The sequence below is a fragment of the Brachyspira hampsonii genome, from assembly GCF_001746205.1.
GTDB classification, from domain to species: Bacteria; Spirochaetota; Brachyspiria; order Brachyspirales; family Brachyspiraceae; genus Brachyspira; species Brachyspira hampsonii_B.
The window spans coordinates 360,472-383,499 of sequence record NZ_MDCO01000009.1 but is presented as its reverse complement, the minus strand read 5'-3'; the positions used below and the strand labels follow the sequence as shown (position 1 = coordinate 383,499).

Annotated in this window: 21 protein-coding genes; 13 read left to right on the top strand and 8 right to left on the bottom strand. The window is 27.4% G+C overall.

Annotation, left to right across the window (positions count from 1 at the left end; genetic code table 11):
• Positions 1 to 5: 5 nt before the first annotated feature.
• From BFL38_RS06925 to BFL38_RS06915, 3 genes are all read right to left on the bottom strand, one after another.
• Entirely contained in the window at positions 6 to 1,694 is a 1,689-nt protein-coding gene (locus BFL38_RS06925; RefSeq protein WP_069726365.1) for a NuoF family protein, read from the bottom strand.
• A 14-nt stretch (positions 1,695 to 1,708) separates the two neighbouring features.
• Positions 1,709 to 2,209, bottom strand: coding sequence for an NADH-quinone oxidoreductase subunit NuoE family protein (locus BFL38_RS06920; RefSeq protein ID WP_069726364.1), 501 nt, complete (start codon positions 2,207 to 2,209; stop codon positions 1,709 to 1,711).
• Positions 2,210 to 2,438: 229 nt separating this feature from the next.
• Positions 2,439 to 3,323: a DUF4261 domain-containing protein gene (locus BFL38_RS06915; RefSeq protein ID WP_069726363.1), complete on the bottom strand. Its 885-nt coding sequence runs from the start codon at positions 3,321 to 3,323 to the stop codon at positions 2,439 to 2,441.
• A 362-nt stretch (positions 3,324 to 3,685) separates the two neighbouring features.
• On the opposite strand from BFL38_RS06915, the gene BFL38_RS06910 reads away from it, so the two are divergent.
• The 12 genes from BFL38_RS06910 to BFL38_RS06860 all read left to right on the top strand — a co-directional run bounded on the left by BFL38_RS06910 (position 3,686) and on the right by BFL38_RS06860 (position 12,579).
• Positions 3,686 to 4,138, top strand: coding sequence for a hypothetical protein (locus BFL38_RS06910; RefSeq protein ID WP_069726362.1), 453 nt, complete (start codon positions 3,686 to 3,688; stop codon positions 4,136 to 4,138).
• A 131-nt stretch (positions 4,139 to 4,269) separates the two neighbouring features.
• Positions 4,270 to 4,548 carry a hypothetical protein gene (locus BFL38_RS06905; RefSeq protein WP_069726361.1) on the top strand — a complete coding sequence of 93 codons (279 nt, stop codon included), beginning with the start codon at positions 4,270 to 4,272 and terminating at the stop codon, positions 4,546 to 4,548.
• Positions 4,549 to 4,655: 107 nt separating this feature from the next.
• Positions 4,656 to 5,879 (top strand): hypothetical protein, encoded by a 1,224-nt coding sequence (locus tag BFL38_RS06900; protein WP_069726360.1) that lies wholly within the window; start codon positions 4,656 to 4,658, stop codon positions 5,877 to 5,879.
• Positions 5,843 to 6,499 (top strand): hypothetical protein, encoded by a 657-nt coding sequence (locus BFL38_RS06895; RefSeq protein ID WP_069726359.1) that lies wholly within the window; start codon positions 5,843 to 5,845, stop codon positions 6,497 to 6,499. The genes BFL38_RS06900 and BFL38_RS06895 overlap by 37 nt, the downstream gene beginning before the upstream one ends.
• 140 nt (positions 6,500 to 6,639) lie before the next feature.
• Positions 6,640 to 6,768, top strand: coding sequence for a hypothetical protein (locus tag BFL38_RS15450; RefSeq protein WP_256097218.1), 129 nt, complete (start codon positions 6,640 to 6,642; stop codon positions 6,766 to 6,768).
• A 152-nt stretch (positions 6,769 to 6,920) separates the two neighbouring features.
• Positions 6,921 to 7,202 carry a Smr/MutS family protein gene (locus tag BFL38_RS06890; RefSeq protein WP_256097217.1) on the top strand — a complete coding sequence of 94 codons (282 nt, stop codon included), beginning with the start codon at positions 6,921 to 6,923 and terminating at the stop codon, positions 7,200 to 7,202.
• A 32-nt stretch (positions 7,203 to 7,234) separates the two neighbouring features.
• The gene (locus tag BFL38_RS06885) at positions 7,235 to 7,981 is read left to right on the top strand and encodes a MerR family transcriptional regulator (protein WP_069726358.1); all 747 of its coding nucleotides are present in this window, start codon (positions 7,235 to 7,237) and stop codon (positions 7,979 to 7,981) included.
• A gap of 149 nt (positions 7,982 to 8,130) precedes the next feature.
• Positions 8,131 to 8,493, top strand: a complete 363-nt coding sequence (locus BFL38_RS06880; RefSeq protein WP_069726357.1) for a hypothetical protein — start codon at positions 8,131 to 8,133, stop codon at positions 8,491 to 8,493.
• Positions 8,494 to 8,998: 505 nt separating this feature from the next.
• Positions 8,999 to 10,123: a chorismate mutase gene (locus BFL38_RS06875; protein WP_069726356.1), complete on the top strand. Its 1,125-nt coding sequence runs from the start codon at positions 8,999 to 9,001 to the stop codon at positions 10,121 to 10,123.
• Positions 10,116 to 10,649, top strand: a complete 534-nt coding sequence (locus BFL38_RS06870; protein ID WP_069726355.1) for a shikimate kinase — start codon at positions 10,116 to 10,118, stop codon at positions 10,647 to 10,649. Before BFL38_RS06875 ends, BFL38_RS06870 begins: the two co-directional genes overlap by 8 nt.
• Positions 10,650 to 10,724: 75 nt before the next feature.
• Positions 10,725 to 11,423: a DUF554 domain-containing protein gene (locus tag BFL38_RS06865; protein WP_069726354.1), complete on the top strand. Its 699-nt coding sequence runs from the start codon at positions 10,725 to 10,727 to the stop codon at positions 11,421 to 11,423.
• A 34-nt stretch (positions 11,424 to 11,457) separates the two neighbouring features.
• Positions 11,458 to 12,579, top strand: coding sequence for a hypothetical protein (locus tag BFL38_RS06860; RefSeq protein ID WP_069726353.1), 1,122 nt, complete (start codon positions 11,458 to 11,460; stop codon positions 12,577 to 12,579).
• 156 nt (positions 12,580 to 12,735) lie between these two features.
• Here the strand turns inward: BFL38_RS06860 and BFL38_RS06855 are convergent, their stop codons facing one another.
• The 5 genes from BFL38_RS06855 to BFL38_RS06830 form a co-directional block, all read right to left on the bottom strand.
• Positions 12,736 to 13,149, bottom strand: a complete 414-nt coding sequence (locus tag BFL38_RS06855; RefSeq protein ID WP_069726352.1) for a hypothetical protein — start codon at positions 13,147 to 13,149, stop codon at positions 12,736 to 12,738.
• Between the two features lie 8 nt (positions 13,150 to 13,157).
• Positions 13,158 to 13,976 carry a PTS sugar transporter subunit IIA gene (locus BFL38_RS06850; protein WP_008722992.1) on the bottom strand — a complete coding sequence of 273 codons (819 nt, stop codon included), beginning with the start codon at positions 13,974 to 13,976 and terminating at the stop codon, positions 13,158 to 13,160.
• 89 nt (positions 13,977 to 14,065) lie between these two features.
• Positions 14,066 to 16,156, bottom strand: coding sequence for an elongation factor G (fusA, locus tag BFL38_RS06845; protein WP_069726351.1), 2,091 nt, complete (start codon positions 16,154 to 16,156; stop codon positions 14,066 to 14,068).
• Positions 16,157 to 16,897: 741 nt separating this feature from the next.
• A complete protein-coding gene (locus tag BFL38_RS06835) occupies positions 16,898 to 18,595 on the bottom strand; it encodes an amidohydrolase (RefSeq protein ID WP_069726349.1) in 1,698 nt (565 codons plus the stop codon).
• 10 nt (positions 18,596 to 18,605) lie between these two features.
• Positions 18,606 to 18,989, bottom strand: a complete 384-nt coding sequence (locus tag BFL38_RS06830; RefSeq protein WP_069726348.1) for a VOC family protein — start codon at positions 18,987 to 18,989, stop codon at positions 18,606 to 18,608.
• Positions 18,990 to 19,227: 238 nt separating this feature from the next.
• Here BFL38_RS06830 and BFL38_RS06825 point away from each other — a divergent pair, with 238 nt between their 5' ends.
• The gene (locus BFL38_RS06825) at positions 19,228 to 22,989 is read left to right on the top strand and encodes a phosphoribosylformylglycinamidine synthase (RefSeq protein WP_069726347.1); all 3,762 of its coding nucleotides are present in this window, start codon (positions 19,228 to 19,230) and stop codon (positions 22,987 to 22,989) included.
• Positions 22,990 to 23,028 lie beyond the last annotated feature (39 nt).

Here is a 23,028-nt window from a genome sequence, read left to right as displayed (position 1 = left end):
TTAATTTAATTTTTCTTAGGTACAGGCGGAGTGAATATACCTGCTTTATATTCTTCTTCAAAATGCTTTAAAGTTGACATTACAGGGTTAGGGGCGGTGGAACCCAAAGCACATAGCGAGGCTTTTCTCATAGTAAGAGCTATATCTTTTAATTTTTGTATATCTTCTTCTTTAGCTCTTTTTTTGGTAAATTTTTCTAATATTTTAAGCATTTGCATACCGCCTACTCGGCAAGGTACGCATTTACCGCAGCTTTCATCTACACAAAATCCAAGATAGAATTTAGAGAAATCAACCATACTAGTATCTTCATCTATTACTATCATACCGCCGGATCCCATCATAGAACCTAATGCTACTAAATTATCAAAATCTATATGAGTGCCGAATAACGATTCTGGTATTATACCTCCTGAAGGTCCTCCTGTCTGAACACCTTTAACAAACTTGTCATTAGGTATTCCTCCTCCTATATCGAATACTATTTCTCTTATAGTCGTTCCCATAGGCACTTCTACAAGTCCAGATACATTAACATTGCCTGTTAAAGCGAATACTTTAGTTCCTTTTGAATTTTCTGTACCAATAGAAGAGAACCAATTACCGCCATGATTAATAATGGCAGTAACATTTGCAAAAGTTTCAACATTGTTAATAACTGTAGGTTTTTCAAAAAGTCCTTTTATAGCAGGAAAAGGAGGTCTTGGTCTTGGTGTTCCTCTATTTCCTTCTATAGAAGCTATAAGAGCAGTTTCTTCACCGCATACAAAAGCACCAGCTCCGAGTCTTATGTCCAAATCAAATGAGAAATCACTTCCTAAAATTTTCTTTCCTAATAAACCATAATCATAAGCCTGTTTTAAAGCTATTTGCACCCTATCAACAGCAAGACCGTATTCAGCTCTTATATATAAGTAGCCTTTATTCGCTCCTATAGTATAGGCTGCTATAGTCATGGCTTCTATTACAGAATGAGGGTCCCCTTCAAGTATACTTCTATCCATATAAGCACCGGGATCTCCTTCATCAGCATTGCATACTATATATTTTTGATCTGATTCAACTTCTTTTGTAAAGCTCCATTTTTTCCAAGTAGGAAATCCTGCTCCGCCTCGTCCCCTAAGTCCTGAAATCTGCATTTCATGTATTACATCATCAGGAGTCATTTCAAATAATACTTTAGATAAGGCTTTATAACCGTCATTTCCTATATATTCATCTATATTTTCCGGATCTATTATACCGCAGTTTTTTAATACTATTCTTCTTTGTTTCTGATAGAAGTTAATCTCTTTTGAAAAATCTCTATGCTCTCTTTGTTCTTTATATAGTATTCTTAATAATAATTCACCTTTCATTATATGTTTTTCTATAATATCCTGAGCATGTTCAGGTCCTACATGGGTATAAAAAACTCGGCCTGGCATAATTTTTACAACAGGTCCCTGACTGCAAAAACCAAAGCAGCCTGTTTTTACAACTAATACTTGATCTCCTATACCATTTTTTTCTGCATACTCTTTTAATAATTTTACTATTTCATCACTTTTATTTGATTCGCATGCAGTACCTCCGCATACAAGTATATGATATTTATTAGGTTCAGATGATTCTGTACCTTTTCTCAATTCTATTTCTTTAGCTTTATTAATTCTATATTCTTCTAATTTTTTTCTATCTAATTTTTCTGCCATTTTTATACTCCATTTTACTCTTTTTTAGCTTCATCATTTTTAATGAATTTGGCTATATCTTCTACTACAACTCTTCCTGAAACCTCTTCATTGAATGTTATTACAGGTGCTAAACCGCAGCAGCCTATACATCTAACTTCTTCAAGTTTGTATTTTCTATCGGCAGAGTATTTTTGATCCCCTTTGAGATTCAATTTTTTCTTTATTTCTTCTACTAGCTGACCTCCTCCCTTTAAATAACATGCTGTACCCATACATACTGATATACTATTTTCAGCAGGCGGTTCTAGTGAGAAATAGTTATAAAATGTGAGAATTTCATAAATTCTGGCAAGCGGTATATTTACTTCTTCTGATACATATTTTGCAACATTTCTAGGAACATAACCATAATGCTTTTGAATGCCATGACAAATCATAATAAGATTTCCTTCAGAATTTTTCCACTTTTCAACTAATGATTTTATTTCGTCAGCAATATCTTCTTTAGTCAATAGAGAAACATCTTCACTCATTATATACCTCCGTTTATACAATAAAAATTCAAATGATATTCTTATAGTATAGGAAAAAATATATTCAAATTCAATATTATTATGACATATATGTGATTTTTTTGTATATATTTATAGAATCTAAATAGTATAATACTACTATATGGTATTTTATATTGTCATGATATGCTTATAATATTGTAATTTTGTTTATTTTTGTTAAATTATATAGATATTTTCACTTTAATAATTAATTCTGTCTTTTTCCTGAAGCATATTCAAGCATATTAATATCCAAAATTTCTCTATGCGGTTTTAGAAGAGATTTTTCATACTGACATTTCCATTGTACATTTTCAAATATGCTTTGTATGGTATCTCCGCTTTTTATAATATCGCCTTTATCAAATATATAAGCAGCTATATTTAAAGCATGTGATATTATATCATTAGGATTTAGATCATGAAAATGATATTGTATATCAGGTAGACCTATTGCATACATTCCTAAAGTATCAACTATAAGATCATTAGAGTTTTCTACATTAAAAAGTCTTATATTTAATCCAGAAAGTAAAAATCTGAAATCTTTAGGATAATTATTATTGAGTATTTGTTCTGGAAGAAGGAGTTTGCCGCTTTGCTCATTGTATACCGCTGTACAATTATTAAAAAGCTGTAATGCAGTATAAAGCCAATTATTTAAAAGTGTTGTTCTATCTTTATAATCAAGTCCTGCCGCCAAAAAATCGCTAAGCATTATTTCATAATTACAGTTTTTTATTAATTCTTTGGGGTCTTTTATATCCCACATCTGGCTATAATAATAATCGCTTATAGTTGTATAATCAAATTCAAAAGCATTGGGCATCAATATTTGTGCAGGAACTTCTTTATCATCTTTGTATTTTACTTTCAAATCATTTATTGCTATGCTGTAAATACCATCTTCTGATGATATGACTTCTATATCATCATAGAATTTTTTTATTTTCTGTTTGACTAATTCTATATTAGGCAGCTTTGGTTTTTCTTCAAATAATAGTTTATAAAAATATACATGTGAGAAATTAGCCTCATCATGATTTATACTTTTATGATTAGTATTTGTATTAACTTCTTTTTTATCTTTCATATTTAAAAACTCCTATAGCCATAAATATTACTATATTTTTTAATAAAAGCAATGTAGGAATAAAGAATTGTATCAATCATTATAAATGTGTATTATATTATGAAGATAATTTTATTTAATATGTATACTATAATATTTGACTTACAATATATAGACAATATTATTATACTTGTTTATGAGTCCATAATACTTCTAAAGATTTAAAATTTTTAGGTTTATTTTTTATAATAAAATGCTTTTACATAAGATGAATATTCTTCAATTTTCTATACTAAAAAGTATACATAATAAATTTAATTTTGCTATTGAGAAAAAATAAATTTATAAATAATATGAATTTATAAATACAAATAGAGATAAATATGTTAAAAAAATTATTAATCACATCCTTATTATTTACAGTTTTATTTACTTTAAGCTGTGAAAAATTAAAAGAAGCAGCCGGTGAAGTTACAGGAACAATTACAGGAATAGAAAGCACTTATGCTGGAACTTGGAATCTAGATCCAAATAATAGTGCTTCACAATTAATTAGCTCAACTATTACAATAAATAATGATGGTTCTATGGCTTTTAATTATGTAGTTGGAAAGAAAAACATTACTTTCGCATCATCTGAGATATTAAAAATTGGAAATATGTATATGGCTAAACATACAGAGACAGTTACTTCTGGATCTTCTACCCAAGAAGTAACATATTCACTTAATATGACTTTCAATACTACCGTAACACCTAATACAGTAGAAGTAACCTATAATGAAGGAAATGAAACGGATGGAACTTATTATAAAGGTACTTTTATTAAACAATAATGATAAAATTTTAATATAAAAATTATTAAGGAGCTTTAAAAAAGCTCCTTTTTGTTTTCAAATTAATTTTATTTAATTGATAAAATAATATTAATAATGTAAAATGAGGCAAATATTTTTAGAGTTTTATAATGGCTTCAAATAAAAATTGCAAAGCAGAAAAGTTAAATATAAAAAACAAAGATATAAGATATATAATAGAAAAATACAGCTCAGACATAGGTTCAAAATATGTACAATACAGCGGTAATAAAAATAAACGCTATGATGATTATTATATTCTTCATTCTCTAAAAAATATAGTAAATAAAATTAATGCTCTAAAAAAAGAAAATGATAATATAAAAGTATTATTAGTATCAATTAATCCTGGTAAGACAGCTGAATCTAAAAAAAATATAGATATATAGAAATAGAATTAAAAAAAGATTTAATCTATAAAGAAAAAGATACCAATTATACAGATGATATTTATTTATTTTTAGATGAAAATAAAATTTGCTTTTTTGAAATAGGTGTGTTTTTAGAATTATATAATAATTTAAAATCTTATGAGCAATTCAGTTACACTTATATATATGAAATAATTAATAAAATAATAAGCCCTTATAAATTAATATATGAAAATTCCACATTTTTTAATAAAGAAAGAAATTATAAAGATATTATAAAAGATATAAAAAACAACAATTTTGAACTTATAATCAAAGAGAGAGAGATTGAAAAATTGAAGAAAGTAATGCAGGAATATTTTGATAACAATAAAAAAACTGTTTCAATTCTTCCTTCATATAGATTAAATAAAGAAGATAAGAAAAATGAAGAAGATGAGGAAAAGAAGAAACCTAAGAAGCCTAAGAAAACGAGATATTATACATTAGAAAGTTTAATAGTATTAGATGAAATATTAAGAATATACAAAGATATAAAAAGTACGGATTTTGTATTTATAAGAAATATAAGTTATTTAGATGATACTGAAGATATAGCAAAAGAGATATTTAATTTTGATAAGATATTAAAATCAAATATATATACTATTGAAAGTGAAAAATATATAAAGGAAATTATTTTAAATATAAGTGATGATAAAGAAAGACAAAAAGAAATAAAAAAAATCGATATAAAAAATATATTTAATAATTTTGAAAATATACAAATAAAAGACTTAGAGAATACTATATTTTATTTGCATAATACAATACTTAGTCTGATAAGAGATAATAAAAACTATAATATAAAAGAAGAAGATGAACATTTACAAAAAGGCATTTTATACTATGACAGCGTTTTTTATTATTTAAGATATTTTATAGGTTATTTATTTACTGATAAAAAAATTATAAATGAAGAAGAATATGTAAAAATAATAGAGCTTTACATTTATAAATATAATACACTTAGAAATCATAATATTTATAGATTCTACAAATTTTATTTAAATAATGAAACAGCAAAAAAATATAATATAAAAGATTATGGTATCATTGACTATAATATTTATTATTATCAAGATGAAGAAAAAATAATTAAAAATTATTCAATATATGATTATAAAGAAATATATATTTATTATTATAAGTTTATATTGATGAGTATTGCATACAATATTGTAGGATATCATAGAGATGAAAAAGATTATATAAAAACTAGAATAAAAATAAGAGAAGAGAGAGAAAAAATCCAGATATCAGAATATTTAATTTGGGAATTAGCTATAAAGAAGAATTTAAAAAAATAAAAAATGATATTAATAAGTTTAATAGAATGCTTAATAATTTATACTTTATTAATATTATTGATTATAAAGAATATAAAAAATATGATTGTTATAAACTTTTAGAATTAATAAATTATATTTGTTATTTAATTCAAGATGAAGAAAAATTTATAAATATAGAAGAAAATATAAAAGAATTTGAAGTCTATCAATCAATAATAAAAGAAATTATAAAAATAAAAAGCACTGTCAATGAAATTGAAAAAGTTATTGAATATTTGCATGACATTAATATTATTAATAATTTCAATTCAGCTAAAGATATAAAAATAATAGGTTTATTAGGTTTTATTAATAATAAAATTAAAGATAAATTTTCTGATATAGAAGAAAATATAAAAGAGTTTAAAGCATACAAATTAATAAAAAAAGAGATAGAATTAAATAATAAGAAAATAAGATTATATAATAATGGACAAGAATATATTAATAATTCAGAAGATACTTTAAATAAATTATTCTACTCATTTTTGGAAGAAGAATATAAATTAAACTCTGATAGTACAGAAGATATAATTAAAAAAATCAATAATTTCTATAATATATACAGACAATTAGAAATTCCTATAAAAAATATTTAAAAAAAATCAAAAAAAAATTCTTGATTGACCTCCATACGAATATGTCAATAGCTAAAAACATATAAAGGTACTAATATATAACTATGGTTAGATAAAAGTATTTAGCCTAACTAAAAATTATATTTTTAAGGAGGAGCAATATGAGCAAAAAAAACAATCATAATGCTGACATTTCAAATGCCAATAAAGGTACATATGGAACCAATATTACCTATGATAAGAATCAAGGCAACAGAGGTAAACAGATGAACCCTAATCAGAAAAAATAATAAATAAAATTTTTTCTGTAAGCCGCTTCAAATTATTTATTAGTTTGGGGCGGTAAAAAATTATAAACAATTAAAATTAGTATAAAAAAGTTTATATCTAATGATAGCGAGGTATTAAAAAAATTAATAATAATATTTAAGGAGATTGTATAATGAACATTTACTTATTTATTGACTTGCATGGAAAAAGAGCAAAAGAAGTAAGAAGCTGCTTCATAAATTTATTAAAGATACTGTATATATTAAAAATAGTATTTGGAGATAGTTTAAGCATTGATATGGAGGTGGTATTTGGAAGAGGGCTTCATAGTGAGAATAACAAACCTATTTTGAAATATGTTGTTTTAAGACAAGCTCAAAAATATAAATATTTAGGTTATCAATATAAATTAAATAAAAAAACAGCTAACGGCTCTATGATTATAACTTTTTAATTTTGACTTTATAAAAATAAGGTAAATGTAAAATGGCTAGAAGAGATGAAAACAATAATATTGATATAAATGCTAAAAGAGATATAAACCATTCTGATTTGCACTATTTTATAAAAAGCAAAAAATATACTCTGCCAAAATATTCATTTATTTTAAGGAGCAAAAAAAGATTAATGTCTATAGGAGAGTTTTTGAAACTTCTTGAAGAAAATAATATAAAGAATATGAGCATTAATTTATTAAGAGAATGGGATAATAAAGAAATTCTTCCAGCATACAGAGTAGAAAAAGGAATGGTTAGAACAGAAAGCAGATACTACATAATTGAGCATCTTGATATTGTAAGGGAGATAGTAAAATTAAAATCATACGGACTTGAGATAAGAGAGATAGAAAATATTATTTTTGAAAATAAATCTTTTGAAATACTTTTCTTATCAAAAATAATAAAAAACAAAGAGTTATTTATGAAGATGAAAGATATTGTAAAAAACATACATCATATAGAAGATAAGCTTGTAAGTTCTATATGCACTGAAGTGAAAAAAATATTTAATATCAATGACGCTGATTTTAAAGACACTTTTAATGATAAGTATTTAAACACTATATTAAATGATTATAAAAAGAGTAATTTAAATACTGATGAAGCAAGAATATTGTTATTATCATTAATACTTTTAAGTTTGTACAATTCTTATGATAATAATTGTTTTGACAGAAAAAAGTTCTCTAAACAGTTTTACAGTATCATAAGCGAAAATAAAAATCATACCTAACCATACTTAGGTGCATACTTTATTGATTAATAATATTGAATAAAGAGCAAATATATTTAATATAGGTAAATGCTTTTAAACATTTGATAACTTATTAAAGGTAATAAAAAATCTTTAATTGTTATAAATAAAAAATAGGAGATTTCAAAATGACTAAAAAAATTTTATCAATTGCTGCTGCCATAATTTTATCAAGTTTTTTAATGATTGGATGCAGTAATAAGACTACAGATCCTACACCTAATAAAGGTATAGAAACATATCAAGGAAATTGGCAGCCTAAAGATACTAGTAAACCTTATGGGGGTACTTTTACAATAAATGCTGATGGTTCAATTCTTATGGACGATTCTGAAGGTACAACTATACAAAAAAATCAGATAACAGACAAAGGTAATGAAGTGTATGAGTTTAGCATACAAGGATATACAATAACTCTTACATTTAAAGATGCTTCAAATTGTATTATGAATCAAGGCGGAATGAATATAGAGATGACTAAAGTTAATTAAAAATTATCAGTATTATAATAAAAACCTGTCTTAATAGTTTTATTATGACAGGTTTTGCTTTAAAATAATTTTACCACGCGTTGAACTTGCTGCATAAATAAAGTTAGTCAGCAATTACATAGTTCACTATAAATTAGAATTCTATTTATCGCGTGCAGTTAAAAGACATAAAATTTAAAAAATGCTTGGGTGGGCATGCTTTTTCTTGATTAGTTATCAATATAAATAAAATACATATTACAGAGTAAACTATAAATTTTAAAGGGTGGGGATTAAAATAAATTTTCTTTTGAATTTTTTTCTAATTCCCCGCCCATTATATTTATTAATGTATTTTGAAATTAAAATTTAATTTTGTTTTTTGTTTTATATGGATATCAAAGCACCCGCCCTAGCTTTTATTAAATTTATAGCTTTATATAACTTATAAAAAATAAAATCCTTTACAATTTGAGATCTATTTAGTATAATCTTAAATATCTAAATTTATAAAAGGGATATAATTATGCTCAATGATGAATTACAGGAATTAAGAAAAGAAATTGATAGAATAGATAAGCAGATAGTAAATTTGATAGATGAAAGAATGAAAATAAGTTTGAAAGTAGGTGAGACAAAAAAGAAATATGATGCCCCTATATTCGATCCTAAAAGAGAAAAAGAAGTAATAGAAAAAAAAATAGAATTACTTGAAAATAAAGAATTATCAGGATTAATTACCACTATTTATAATGATATAATGTATACATCAAAACAGCTGCAGAAACATTTAATTGACGAATATAATTCATCAGGAGATAAAATAGATGATAATAAAAAAAAGATAAAATACGATGAAAAAGTAGTATATCAGGGCAGAGAAGGCGGAAACGGACATGAAGCTGCTTTAAAATTTTTCGGGGAGAATGCTAAACTAGTAAAGAAGGAACATTTTGATGATGTACTTGAGAGTATAAGAAGCGGAGAATGTTATTATGGAGTTTTGCCTTTAGAAAATTCTTCCACAGGAATGGTTAATGAAGTTTTGGATATACTCGCTGATTATAATTGTAAAATAGTCGGAGAAGTTTATCTTCCTATAGAATACGGACTTATGGCAAAAAAAGGTACTAGTATAAAAGATATTAAAAAAGTAATATCTCATCATCAGGCTTTAAAGCAATGCTCTAATTTTATAAAAGAAAATAATTTTAAAGAGTTAACAGCATCTAATACAGCAGAGGCAGCATTCATAGTTTCTAATGGAGATGATAAAACAATGGCTTCCATTTCTAATAAGCATTCTTGCAAAATTTATGATTTAGAAATGCTTGAAGAAAATATTGAAAATATTAAAGGCAATACCACTCGTTTCATTATAGTTGCTAATTATGATAATGCTTTAACGACAGGCAATAAAATGACTATCAGATTTCTTCTGCCGCATGAAGAAGGAAGTTTGGCGGATTCTTTGGAGAAATTAAAAAGTTTTAATTTAACTTCTATAGTGAGCCGTCCGCATGTTGAAAGAAAATGGCAGTATTATTTTTATATTGATATGACAGGTGATTTTAAAAAGAATGAGTCAAAGTTTGAAGAGTTTAGAAAAAGTGTTGAAAATTTAATTATTTTGGGTGTTTATAATGAATAATAAAAATATAAAAAATAATAAAATTATATTTATTATAGGTTTGCCTGGATGCGGAAAAAGTGCATTATCAAAAATGCTTGCTGAAAAATTAAATTATAATCTGTACGATATGGATTCTTTTATAGAAAATAAAGAGGGTAGAACTATAACAGATATTTTTGCTAATAATGGAGAGGATTATTTTAGAAATATTGAAAGTGAAGTATTGCATGAATTAAGTCTTTTAAGTAATGCTGTTATATCTACAGGCGGAGGTATAGTTCTCTCTGAAAAAAATAGAAATATTATGAGGGATAAAGGATTTACTATTTTTGTAGATAGAAAACCTGAGATCATACTTGAAAATATAGATCCTGCCCAAAGACCTCTTCTTGCAAAGGATAAAAATAAATTATTGGAATTATCTAAGCAAAGAGACAGTTTATACAGAGAATCATCACATATTATATTCACTCATAACAGTTGGGAAGATAGTATTGATAATACTTTTAAAAAATTTTATGAAAGCATTAAAAATTACTGTTGATAAAATTTAAAAGAAGTATTATATTATTTAATTTATATAGCAAATTATATATCATAATAATGTTAGGATTAAAGTATGATAGCTGTTTTCGTTAATATGATAGCAGTTCTTGTAGGTTCTGTTATAGGTTTTGCATTTAAAAATAAATTATCAAAAAGGTATGAAGAACCTGTTTTTATAGCAGCAGGTATAATATCTCTTACTATCGGTATAACTATGGCTATAATTACAAAGCATATATTGATATTTGCTGTGTCAATAATGCTTGGAGGAGTTACAGGCACATTTTTTAGGATAGAAGAAAAAATAGAATCTTTCGGCGAGTTCTTAAAAAATAAATTTGCTTTTAAGGAAAATTCAGGTAATTTTGCTTTAGGATTTTTAACTTCTTCAATACTTTTCTGTTCAGGCTCTATGTCTATATTAGGGTCATTTCAGGCAGGAACTCAGGGTATATATGATTTAATATTCACTAAAAGTGTAATAGACGGATTTGTTGCAGTATTTATGTCTACAGTTTATGGTATAGGAGTTGCTTTTTCTATAATAAGCATATTTGTATATCAAGGTGCTTTAACTATACTTTCATCTTTTTTAGAGCCTTATGTTTCTGAAACAATGCTTAATGAAGTTTCTGCTGTCGGCGGAGCTACAGTTATGATGATAGGAATAAATTTATTAAAATTAACTAAAATAAAAACAGGAGATTTTCTTCCTGCTTTAATTTATTCTATTTTACTTGTTTTACTTATACCTTATATTCAATTTTTATGATATAATATATAAAAAATGTTAGGAGATATTATCAATGGAAGACATATTAAAAGAGTATATTGACTATACTAAGCAAAAATCACATGTTGAAGAAGTTGCAAATAAAAAACTTGTATCTCAAAATGAGAAATTTTTAAAATTAAAAGAGTATGTAAAAGAAAATCATGATAAAGAATTGGATATATGCAGACAAATAGCATCAGAATTTGAAAATATGGATATACTAAAATCATACTATGCTGCCAATTTTGTAGGACATTCGCTTCATCATGAGGATATAATAGATGATGAAATAGGTAAAAATATTATTAATTTATTTTTTAGAAATATAGATAATGCCTGCCGTTTTATAGAGAATGCTGCTCAGTTTTATAATGTAGATGAAGATGATCTTACTGATGATGATATAGCCCGCATTAATATAGATATTATGTACAGATTAGATTATAAACCGTTAGAGGCATTTATTGGAATAGATATGATGATTCCTCCTGTTATGACTGTTATATGTTCCAATCAGGATTTAAGAAAGTATTTTATTAATTTAGGACTTGAAGATCATATAGAATATTTAGAGCCTTATATTAATGCTTTATCATATATACATATTGGTATAGAGGCATGCTGTAAGACTAAAATCCTCGTTCTTTCTCGTAAAGTACAGAGAGGTTTTTATATAGAGGCTTCAGATATGAGTAATGGATATTATCTTATAACACTATTAGAAGCAGAATTATATAAAAAAGGATTATTAAAAAGATACGGTATAGATAATTATGAGTTTAATGAAACTATTTATAATATAGCCATTGGAGATGAACATCCTCAGGAATTAATGGAAACAGAGGCACATCAGCAGTATTACACAATATATGCACTTCAAAAAGACGGCAGTTACAATATTGAAGATGAGAATGGCGAATTGGATTGTTATAAAATATTATATAGCGATATGTCTCCGGAAGAAATTCCTGATTTGGACGGCACTCATATATTGATTATGGATAGTGAAGGAATGTGGACAAAACCTGTAAAATGGGATATAAGCTATTTCACAAAACCTCATCAGAAATTAAAACCTTATGTGAAGATATTAGATGAAATATCAGATGAAGAATATAATACTTGGATAGAAAAAATAAAGAATTCTAATTAAAGCGATAAATGAATAGCTGATAACTGAATAATGAAGTTGTCAGCTTAATTTTTAAGAATGCATAAATAAAAAGTTTATCGCTAACAATAATACAAAGCTTATTTAATTAATATTGAAAATAAGTCTTTTTTATAGTTTGATTTTAATTTGCTTGTTTTATCTTATAGAAGTTTTGAATTCGGCTGTGAATGTGGAATCCTGATTATCTTTCACTGTTGCTTTAGCATTATAAACAGCAGAAGGAAGATATTTACCATTTTTATCAAGTCCAGACCATATACAAGCAGCTGTTTTTTTTGAAGCATCAATAATTAAATCTTTTGAATCCATTAAATCACCATTTTGAGAATATATTTCCACTTTAGCACTTATAATTTCACCGCTTTTAATAGATACTTTATATGTAGTATTCTCACCATTAGAAGGCGAAAAGGGATTAGGGTAGTTATAAAACTCAGAAATGCTTGAGCTAGGTTTATTAGGCGAACATGAAATATAAAGGAAAGCTAAAAGAAGTATTATAAAAGTATTTCTTTTAGCTGTCCATATTTTTAATAAATTATTTATCATTAATGTTATCAGTCAGTAGTGAATAATATTCTTCCGCAGTGGAAACACATAATAATTTGATTTTGTCTTCTAACTTCATTAACAGTCATTTTAGGTATAGCAACATTACAAGCACTGCATTTATAATTTTCTATTTTAGCTAGGGCTTCACCTTTATTTTCTTTAATTCTTTTGTAATTTTCTAATACAGCAACATCAATTTTGCTTAATATAGTGTCTTTGTATTTTTTATACTCTTCTAAAACAACATCAGATTTTTGCTGAGAGTGAGTAGAGCTGTAAAGTTCATAGGCTTTAATTTGTATTTCAGCTCTTTCAAGTTCAATTAAGAATTTAATTTGTTTTTCAGCTTCAAATTTTTCATCTAATTTTTTGAATGATTCTAAAACAGAAGCAAGTTCATCATAGCTTTTAGTAGCCATAACTTTATCAAGTATTTCTTTTTGATTTACCAAGAAGAAAATTTGAGAAAGGTTAAGAAGGTAATCCTGCGGGTTATCAAGATCGGAAAGTATTGCAAATACAAGTTTAACAGGACTTTTTTCATCAGAATCTGAATCATAGTTAATTTCATCTTTTAAGAAACCAACAAATATATCAGTTTTTCCATAACCTTGTATTCTTCCATGAGGAACAGCAACCCCATTTCCAATGTTAGTAGTGTATTCATCTTCACGTTTTTTGAATGCATCGAATATAGCATCTGCAGAAGCAGAAGCAACTGGTGCAATTTTTTCACTTAACGCTCTAAAAAGTGATTCTTTGTCTTTTGATTCCAAATCTTCAAATACATGTTCTTTTGTGATTTTGTCAATTATTTTGAGCATACAATCTCCTAGTTTTATACATATTCTAATATTATATGATAGTATATAAAAAATATCAACTTTATTTTTATATACATTACCTCTAATTATTACTCTCCGCTGCCAAGCAATGCTTTTCTTTCCTCTATAACCTTATCGGCTAAAGGTCCTGTAAGCTCTTGATAGTGGGAATGTTCCATTTCAAAAGTACCTTTTCCTGAAGTAGATGCTTTCATTTCTATAGAGTAAGTAAGCATTTCAGATAATGGAACTTCAGCTTTAATCATCTGTATAGTATTTGATGCTGCTTCCATACCCAAAATTTTTCCTCTTTTACCTGTAAGTTCATTCATTATAGCACCTGTAAACTCCTCAGGCACATAAACTGTAACTTTCATAATAGGCTCTAATAATACAGGGCTTGCATTTTTGAACGCTTCTTTTGCTGCCATAGAACCTGCTATTCTAAATGACAATTCATTAGAATCTACATCATGGTATTTACCGTCAAAAAGTCTTACTTTTATATCTACCATAGGATATCTTCCCAAAGGTCCCTGTGCCATAGCATCTTGTATACCTTTTTCTACTCCCGGTATATATTGTTTAGGTATGGCTCCTCCAAATATATCATTAACAAATTCATAACCGCCGTCTCTAGGAAGAGGTTCTACTTCTAGATGAACTTCTCCGAACTGTCCGCTTCCTCCGGATTGTTTTTTATGTCTGTATTGTGCCTGAGCTTTCTTTCTTATAGTTTCTCTGTATGCTACTCTAGGAACACTTTGTTCTATTTCAGCTTTAGTAAGAGATACTACTCTCTCCAATGCTAATTTTACCTGTAAAGCACCCATAGCTTTAATAATAGTTTCTTTAGTTTCACTGTCATACTCTACATGGAAAGTTAAATCTTCCTGAGCAATAGTATCAAGAACTTCAAGAGCTTTTATATCATTTTTGAGTATTTTAATAGCGGTAAAGTATATAGGCTGAGGTACTTTAAGCGGTAAGAATTGGAATGGAGCAGACGGAGAACTTATAGTATCACCTGTTCTGCAGTCTGAAAGTTTTGCTAATACTCCTATATCTCCTGCTGTAATAGTATCGCTTTCTATTTGTTTTTTTCCTCTAGCCATATATATATGAGATACTTTTTCTTTTTTACTTGTTCTGGAATTATATATTTCATCGCCGCTTTTTATACTTCCTGAACGAACTTTAAAGAAAGATATTCTTCCGGCATATTGATCTATAGTAGTTTTGAATACAAAGGCAGCGAAAGGATTATTATCACCCAATATGCTTCTTGTTGCAGGTTCATTAGTGAGAAGGTCTGTGCCGTCTGTAACAGGTACATAAGAAGGCGAAGGCATATATCTTATTATGGTATCAAGAACTGCTCCCATACCTATATCTCTTATAGAAGTTCCAAATAAAATAGGTACTACTTTATATTGAAGTATAGATTTTGTTAGAGCTTCTATATATTCTTCATCTGTAAATTTGCCGCCGTCTAAGTATCTTTCCATAAGTCCGTCATCAACTTCGCATACTAATTCTTTTAATCTATCGCGGGTTGTCCTGTACTCTTCATAATATTCTTCAGGTATTTCTGCCTCTACTATTTTTCCATGATCATCTCTGAAATATGCTTTATGATAAATAACATCTATTATACCTTTAAAATCTTTACCGTTACCCATAGGAATTTGTATAGGAACTACAGGAGGTTCTTTAAAGTTATTTTCGATTTTTTCTAATAAAGCTTTATGATCAACCATTTCTTTATCTATTTTATTGATAAATACTATTCTAGGTCTTCTGAAACTATTAGCCATCTGCCAATGTTTTTCTGTTTCTATTTGTATTCCGAATTCTGCATCTATAACAACTATGCATGATTCAGCTACTCTTAAAGCAGGGTTAATCTCACCGCTGAAATCACCAGACCCAGGAATGTCCAGCAAATTAATTTTATGCTCCTTCCATTCTATCAAACTTAAAGAAGTTCTTATGGACATTTTTTGCTTGATTTCTTCGTCTGTATAATCACTGACTGTAGTTCCTCTTTCGATTTCACCTTTTTTATCTATAGATTTAGCTCTATAGAGTAAGGCTTCATTCAAACTAGTTTTACCGCTTCCCACATGTCCTAAAAGTGCAACATTACGAATACTTTCTGGGTTATAAATTTTTCCCATAAACATTCCTCCTTTGGTAACAGAAATTATTTTGATGTAATAGATTATTATTTGTTATATGATTTGACTTGTTTCTAAAGAAGCTTAAAGAATAAGCTGATTCATAGAAAACTAAGTAATGCATGATAACTCAAGTATAGTAAAAAAAATCTCAAAAATCAAATTTTATACTCTATTTTTATTATTAAGCAATAATTAATAAATATTAGTTTTTATTTTATTTAGAAAAATTTTATAAATAAAAATATTGATGTCAATACATCGTTAATATTTTATGATTTATATCTATAACAAATAAATCTATTATATGTATAGCATTAATACCTACATACAAATATTTCATAAAGTATATAATGAATGATCAAAATCTTGAATCTGTTATGTCATTGATTATGATACTTTTTACTTTTTATATATTCTATGCATATTATAATATCATATCTAATTTATTGTACGCTATAGGACAAATTAAATATATTCTTTTTCAGTCTTTTATAGTTAATACTTTTTTTAATATACTATATTTCATTTTGTATTTAAAAGGACTATATGAGGTTACACTTTTGAACATAACTTTAAGATTTGTAATTGCTATTTTAATATCTACGGTGATTATATATATAATTTATTTTGCTAAGATTAGAAAAATTATAGAATTAGAAAAACATAATATATAAAAAATTACTGCATTTATTTTTATAAAAAATGCAGTAATTTATAATTTTATTTTGTTTAATCAATTTATAATTCAGATTTTTTTGTATATAAAGTTTTTCCTTCTTTTATAGTTTCAAGCACTTCTATATCTTTTATTTTTACAGGATCGCATGTTAGAGGATTATCGCTTAATATCACCAAATCTGCAAATTTACCCTCTTCAATAGTTCCTTTTATATCTTCTTCTTTATTTTGATAAGCAGCATTAATAGTTATAGCCTTTAAAGCCTCATAAGGAGTAACCTTCTGATTTTCGCCTAGTAATACTCCGTCTCTTGTAATCCTATTAACAGCACACCAAATAGTTTCAAGCATATTAGGTTTGATAACAGGTGTGTCCTGATGATATGTGAAGCACAAATTATTATTTAATGCTGTTTTTGAAGCACTAATCTGAGAAGCTCTTTCCATACCTAAATTTGCCAAATGAACATCTCCCCAATAATATACATGTGCTACAAATATAGAAGGTATAATATTAAGGTTTGACATAGAAGTATATTGTTCTTCTCTTATTATTTGGCTATGTACTAAAACTGCTCTGTAATTATTAGTAGTATTTCTTTTTATCATAACATTACTGAATGCATTGATATACTGATCTGCTGCTGCATCACCGTTACAATGAGCCTGAAGCTGCATTTTATCATCTAATGCAGTTTCTACAAATTTTTCTACATCGCTATTACTATATATTCCATATCCTCTATATCTTGCAGGACCGCTTACATAAGGCTGTTCAAGCCATGCTGTCTTTGCCTGAGGAGAACCGTCTAAAAATATTTTATATCCTCCTATTTTAAATCTGTTTTTGTAATTTCCTATCATATCACTATTGGTTTTTGCTAATGAATAAGAATTTTTCAAATCTATAAAACCTATAACATCAATTCTAAATCTGTTATTAGTTATCATATTATTTATAAGAGGAAATTCTGCCGTAGAAATTAAAGCATCCTGTGCTGTTGTAATACCGTATCCCAAATAAACATCTTCTGCCTGATTGATAAAGTTCATCAAGTCCTCATCTGTAAAAGAAAATTTGATACTTTGTGCATAATGCATAAATGCTGCCTCTTCCATATATCCTGTAGGTTTTCTGCTGTTAGGATATCTTGCTATCACACCTCCGGGTATATCTGGAGTATTTTCATTAACTCCAAACTCTTCTAGTGCCTTTGAATTCATAGCTCCGACATGTCCAGAAGCATGAGTTATAAATATTGGATGAGTAGTAGAAATTTTATCTAAATCATCTCTGTCTGGATTTTTTTTATTTGGCAGTAAATTATTATCATATCCGAAACCAACTACCCAAGCATCTGGTTTTAATTTATTAACTTCTATATAATTAGTAATTTTCTGAGCAATCTCAAGCATATTAGTAGATCCTGTCAAATCTACTGTAGTAAGCGACTGAGCAAATCTCACCATATGACTATGTGCATCTATAAAAGAAGGCATTAAAGTTTTACCATTCAAGTCTACTATTTCAGCATATACATTATTTATTAAACTCTTTTTATCTTCTTCTGTATAGGCTACCTTCATAATAGTATTATCTCTTACTTCAATAGCCTTAGCATAAGAAGCCTCATCTCCTTTCATAGTGAGTATATTACCATTATGATAAACTTTTATTTTATGCGATGTTTTATCATAGCATGAGTTAATAATAAAGCCCATTAGTAAGCAAAAGATAAAGAAGTATATATTTTTCATTTTTATCTCCTTATATTGTTATTTCTATTTTATTATTTTCATTATCAAGTATTACGCTCTCATAATATCCGTCGCCTGTTGTTCTTGGATATGATGCGATTTTAAATCCGTCACTCTCTAATTCTTTTGTGAGGCTGTCAACTTTTTCTTTACTTCCAACAGATACTGCAATATGAGCAAAACCGTATATATCATCATTAGTGTTTCTATTCTTTATATCCTTTCTAGTCATTATTTCCAATCGGCAGTTATCTTCAAATGTTAGAAAATATGATTCAAAACCTTTCTTCTCATTAATATATTTATCATTGCATTTACAGTTAAAATACTTAATATAAAAATTTTTAATACTCTCTAAATCTTTAACCCAAACAGCAATATGAGATATTTTCATGTTATAGCCTCATAACAAAATTCTTATATTATTATAACATTAATATAAAAATTAAAAATAGTCATTTTCTTTTTATATGAGTAATTACAGTAAAAAATAATGAACTATCGATTAAAAATTATTAAGAATTTATTTTAATAGAAATAATTATAATAAAAATCACTTTTCAAAACTATTGATATAATAAGCATTGGATATATAATCATTATATTAAAAAATTAATTAGGAAATAGTATCAATGAATTATCGTATCTTTATAGAAAAAAAAGACGGCTTTAATTTGGAAGCTAAAAGATTAGAAAATCAATTAAAAGAAAATTTTAAAATAAAATCTAGTGTAAGACTTCTCAATGTTTATGATATATTTAACATAGAAGAAAGCCAGTTACAAAACTCTATTAAAGTAATATTTTCAGAGCCTCCTACTGATCAAATAGTTGAAAAAAAAGATTTTGAACACTTAAAATATTTTGCAGTAGAATATTTACCAGGGCAGTTTGACCAAAGGGCAGATTCAGCAGTTCAATGCCTTAAACTAATATATAACAATATTGAAAATGTTTCTATAGTAAGCGGTAAGGTTATAGTTTTTGAAGGAAATATTGATGAAAGCACTATAGAAAAAATAAAAAAATTCTATATTAACCCCGTTGAAAGCAGAGAAAAAGATTTAAGCAAATTAGAAATAGAAGAATCTCAAAAGGCTGATGATATAAAAGATGTAGAAAACTTTATTAGTTTTAACAGTGAAGAATTAGCAGAGTATAGAAATAATCTTGATTTGGCTATGACATATAAAGATATAGAGTTCGTACAGAATTATTTCAAAAACGAAGAGAAAAGAAACCCGACAGAAACAGAAATAAAAGTTCTTGATACATATTGGTCAGATCACTGCAGACACACAACATTTATGACAAAAATTAATGATGTGCAGTTGGAAGATGCATTAAAAGAAAATAATAAAAGTAATTTTGCAGAAGTGGTACTTAATGCCATTAACAGATACTATGAAATGAGAAAAGAGCTTTACGGTGAAGATGCTGACAGTAAAAGAGATATTAACTTAATGGACATGGCAACAATATCAGCAAAATATATAAAGAAAAAAGGCAAACTTGAAGATTTAGAGATTTCAGATGAGATAAATGCATGTTCTATCTATATAGATGTTGATGCTGTAGATGAAAATGGCAATAATAAAATAGAAAAATATTTATTAATGTTTAAAAATGAAACTCATAATCACCCTACAGAGATTGAACCTTTCGGGGGAGCTTCTACTTGTTTGGGAGGTGCTATAAGAGATCCTCTCTCTGGAAGAAGCTATGTATATCAGGCTATAAGAGTTACAGGAAGTGCAAACCCCTTAGAAAAATTAGAAGATACTTTGGCTGGAAAACTTCCTCAAAAGAAAATTACTACTACAGCAGCTGCTGGATATTCTTCCTATGGAAACCAAATAGGGCTTACAACTTGTTTGGTTAATGAAATATACGATGAAGGATATAAAGCAAAAAGACTTGAAGTAGGGGCAGTTGTAGGAGCTGTTCCGGTAAGCTATGTAAGAAGAGAAAAACCAAAATCAGGCGATATTGTTATAGTGCTTGGCGGAAGAACAGGAAGAGATGGATGCGGAGGAGCTACAGGTTCATCAAAAAGCCATACTGACACATCTTTAAGACTATGCGGTGCTGAAGTACAAAAGGGTAATGCCCCAGAAGAGAGAAAAATACAGAGATTATTTAGAAATAAAGAGGTTACAAAATTAATAAAAAAATGTAATGATTTTGGTGCTGGCGGAGTTTCAGTTGCTATTGGAGAATTGTCTGATGGAATAGACATTAATCTTGATGTACTTCCTGTAAAATATTTAGGATTAAATGGTACTGAACTAGCAATATCAGAATCTCAAGAGAGAATGGCTGTTGTAGTTGAAAGTAAAGATGCTGATAAGTTTATAAAATTAGCTAATGATGAAAATATTGAAGCTACAAAGGTTGCTGTAATAACTGACACTAACAGACTTGTGATGTACTTAAAAGGCAAAAAAATTGTAGATATAAGCCGTAAGTTTTTAGATACCAACGGAGCTAAACAGGAAACTAATGCAGTATTAAAAAATATTGATTTTGAAAATAATCCTTTTAGTACAAAAAATGCATGCTCTTTAAAATCGCATTGGTTTAATATGATAGAGGATTTAAATGTTGCTTCTCAAAAAGGTTTAGTAGAAATGTTTGACTCATCAATAGGAGCTTCTACAGTGTTAATGCCTTTCGGCGGAAAATATCAAATGACTCCAAGTGATGTAAGCATTCAAAAAATACCAATATTCGATAACAATGCTAAAGAAATAAATACGGCTTCTGCTATTACTTGGGGGTATAATCCTTCTATTATGAAATGGTCAGAGTTTCATGGCGGAATATACTCTGTAATAGAATCTATGTCAAAACTCGTTTCTGTTGGAGTAAATTATAAAAATATAAGATTATCATTCCAAGAATATTTTGAAAAGTTAGGCAATGACGCTAAAAAATGGGGAAAGGTTTATTCTGCATTACTTGGTACAATATATGCTCAGACAGAGTTTGATATACCAGCTATAGGAGGAAAGGATTCTATGAGCGGTACTTTTAATAATATATCTGTGCCTTCTACTTTAATATCATTTGCAGTAGCAGCTATTGACAGTAATGATGTAATTTCTCCAGAGTTCAAATCTGCTAATAATTATGTTTACTTAATAAAGCATAATATGAAAGAAAATTATATGCCTAATATAGAAGAGATAAAAGAAAACTTTGACTTCTTACATCAAAATATAAAAGACAAAAAAATATTATCCGCATACACTATTAAATTTGGAGGTATTGCTGAGGCTTTAACAAAAATGTCTTTTGGTAACAGAATAGGCGTTGACATAAAAGATGAGCTTTACTTCTTTAATCTTATGCCTGCTTCATTTATAGTAGAAACTAAAGAAGAATTAAATTATAAAAATGCTATTCTAATAGGAAAAACTATTAACGAATACAAAATAAAAGTATGCGGTGAAGTTATAGACTTAGAAGAAATAGAAAAATCATGGCTTGAAAAATTATCAAGTGTATTTCCTTACAAAACTAATGAAGAAATAGAAACTTACACGCTAGCTATTTATGAGAGAAAAACTCCTTTTATATGCAAAAATAAAAAAGCTAAACCTAATGTTTTAATAGCTTCATTTTTAGGTACAAACTGCGAATATGACACTCAAAAAGCGTTTTCTGATGCAGGAGCTTGCACTGATATATTTGTATTTAGAAATATAAAACCAGAATATATAAAAGAATCAATAGAAGAGATGTCTAAAAAAATAGATAACTCTCAAATATTTATGATACCTGGCGGATTTAGTGCTGCAGATGAACCAGACGGTTCTGGAAAGTTTATTTCTGCAATACTTACAAATGAAAAAATAAAAACTTCTATACATAAATTATTAGAAAGAGATGGGCTTGTTTTAGGTATATGTAACGGTTTTCAGGCATTAATAAAATCTGGACTTCTTCCTTATGGAAAAATAGGAAACATTACAGAGAACTCCCCTACTCTTACATTCAACAAAATAGGAAGGCATATTTCCCAAATGGTTACAACAAAGGTAGTATCAAATAATTCTCCTTGGCTTTATAATATACCTGTTGGAAGCGAATTAGTTGTTCCTGTTTCTCATGGCGAGGGCAGATTCTTTGCTGATGAAAATATTATAAAGGAACTCATCAAAAAAGGACAAGTTGCCACACAATATGTTAACTTTGAATCAGAGCCTACTAATGAGTTTAGATTTAATCCTAATGGTTCAGCTTATGCTATAGAAGGTATAATTTCAGAAGATGGAAAAGTTTTAGGTAAAATGGGACATAGCGAAAGATACTCAAATAATTTATACAAAAATATCATTACAAAAGATATTTACAATATTTTTGAAAATGGTGTGAATTATTTTAAATAAAAAGTTATTAAATATATAATATAAAAGAAAGCTGCTATC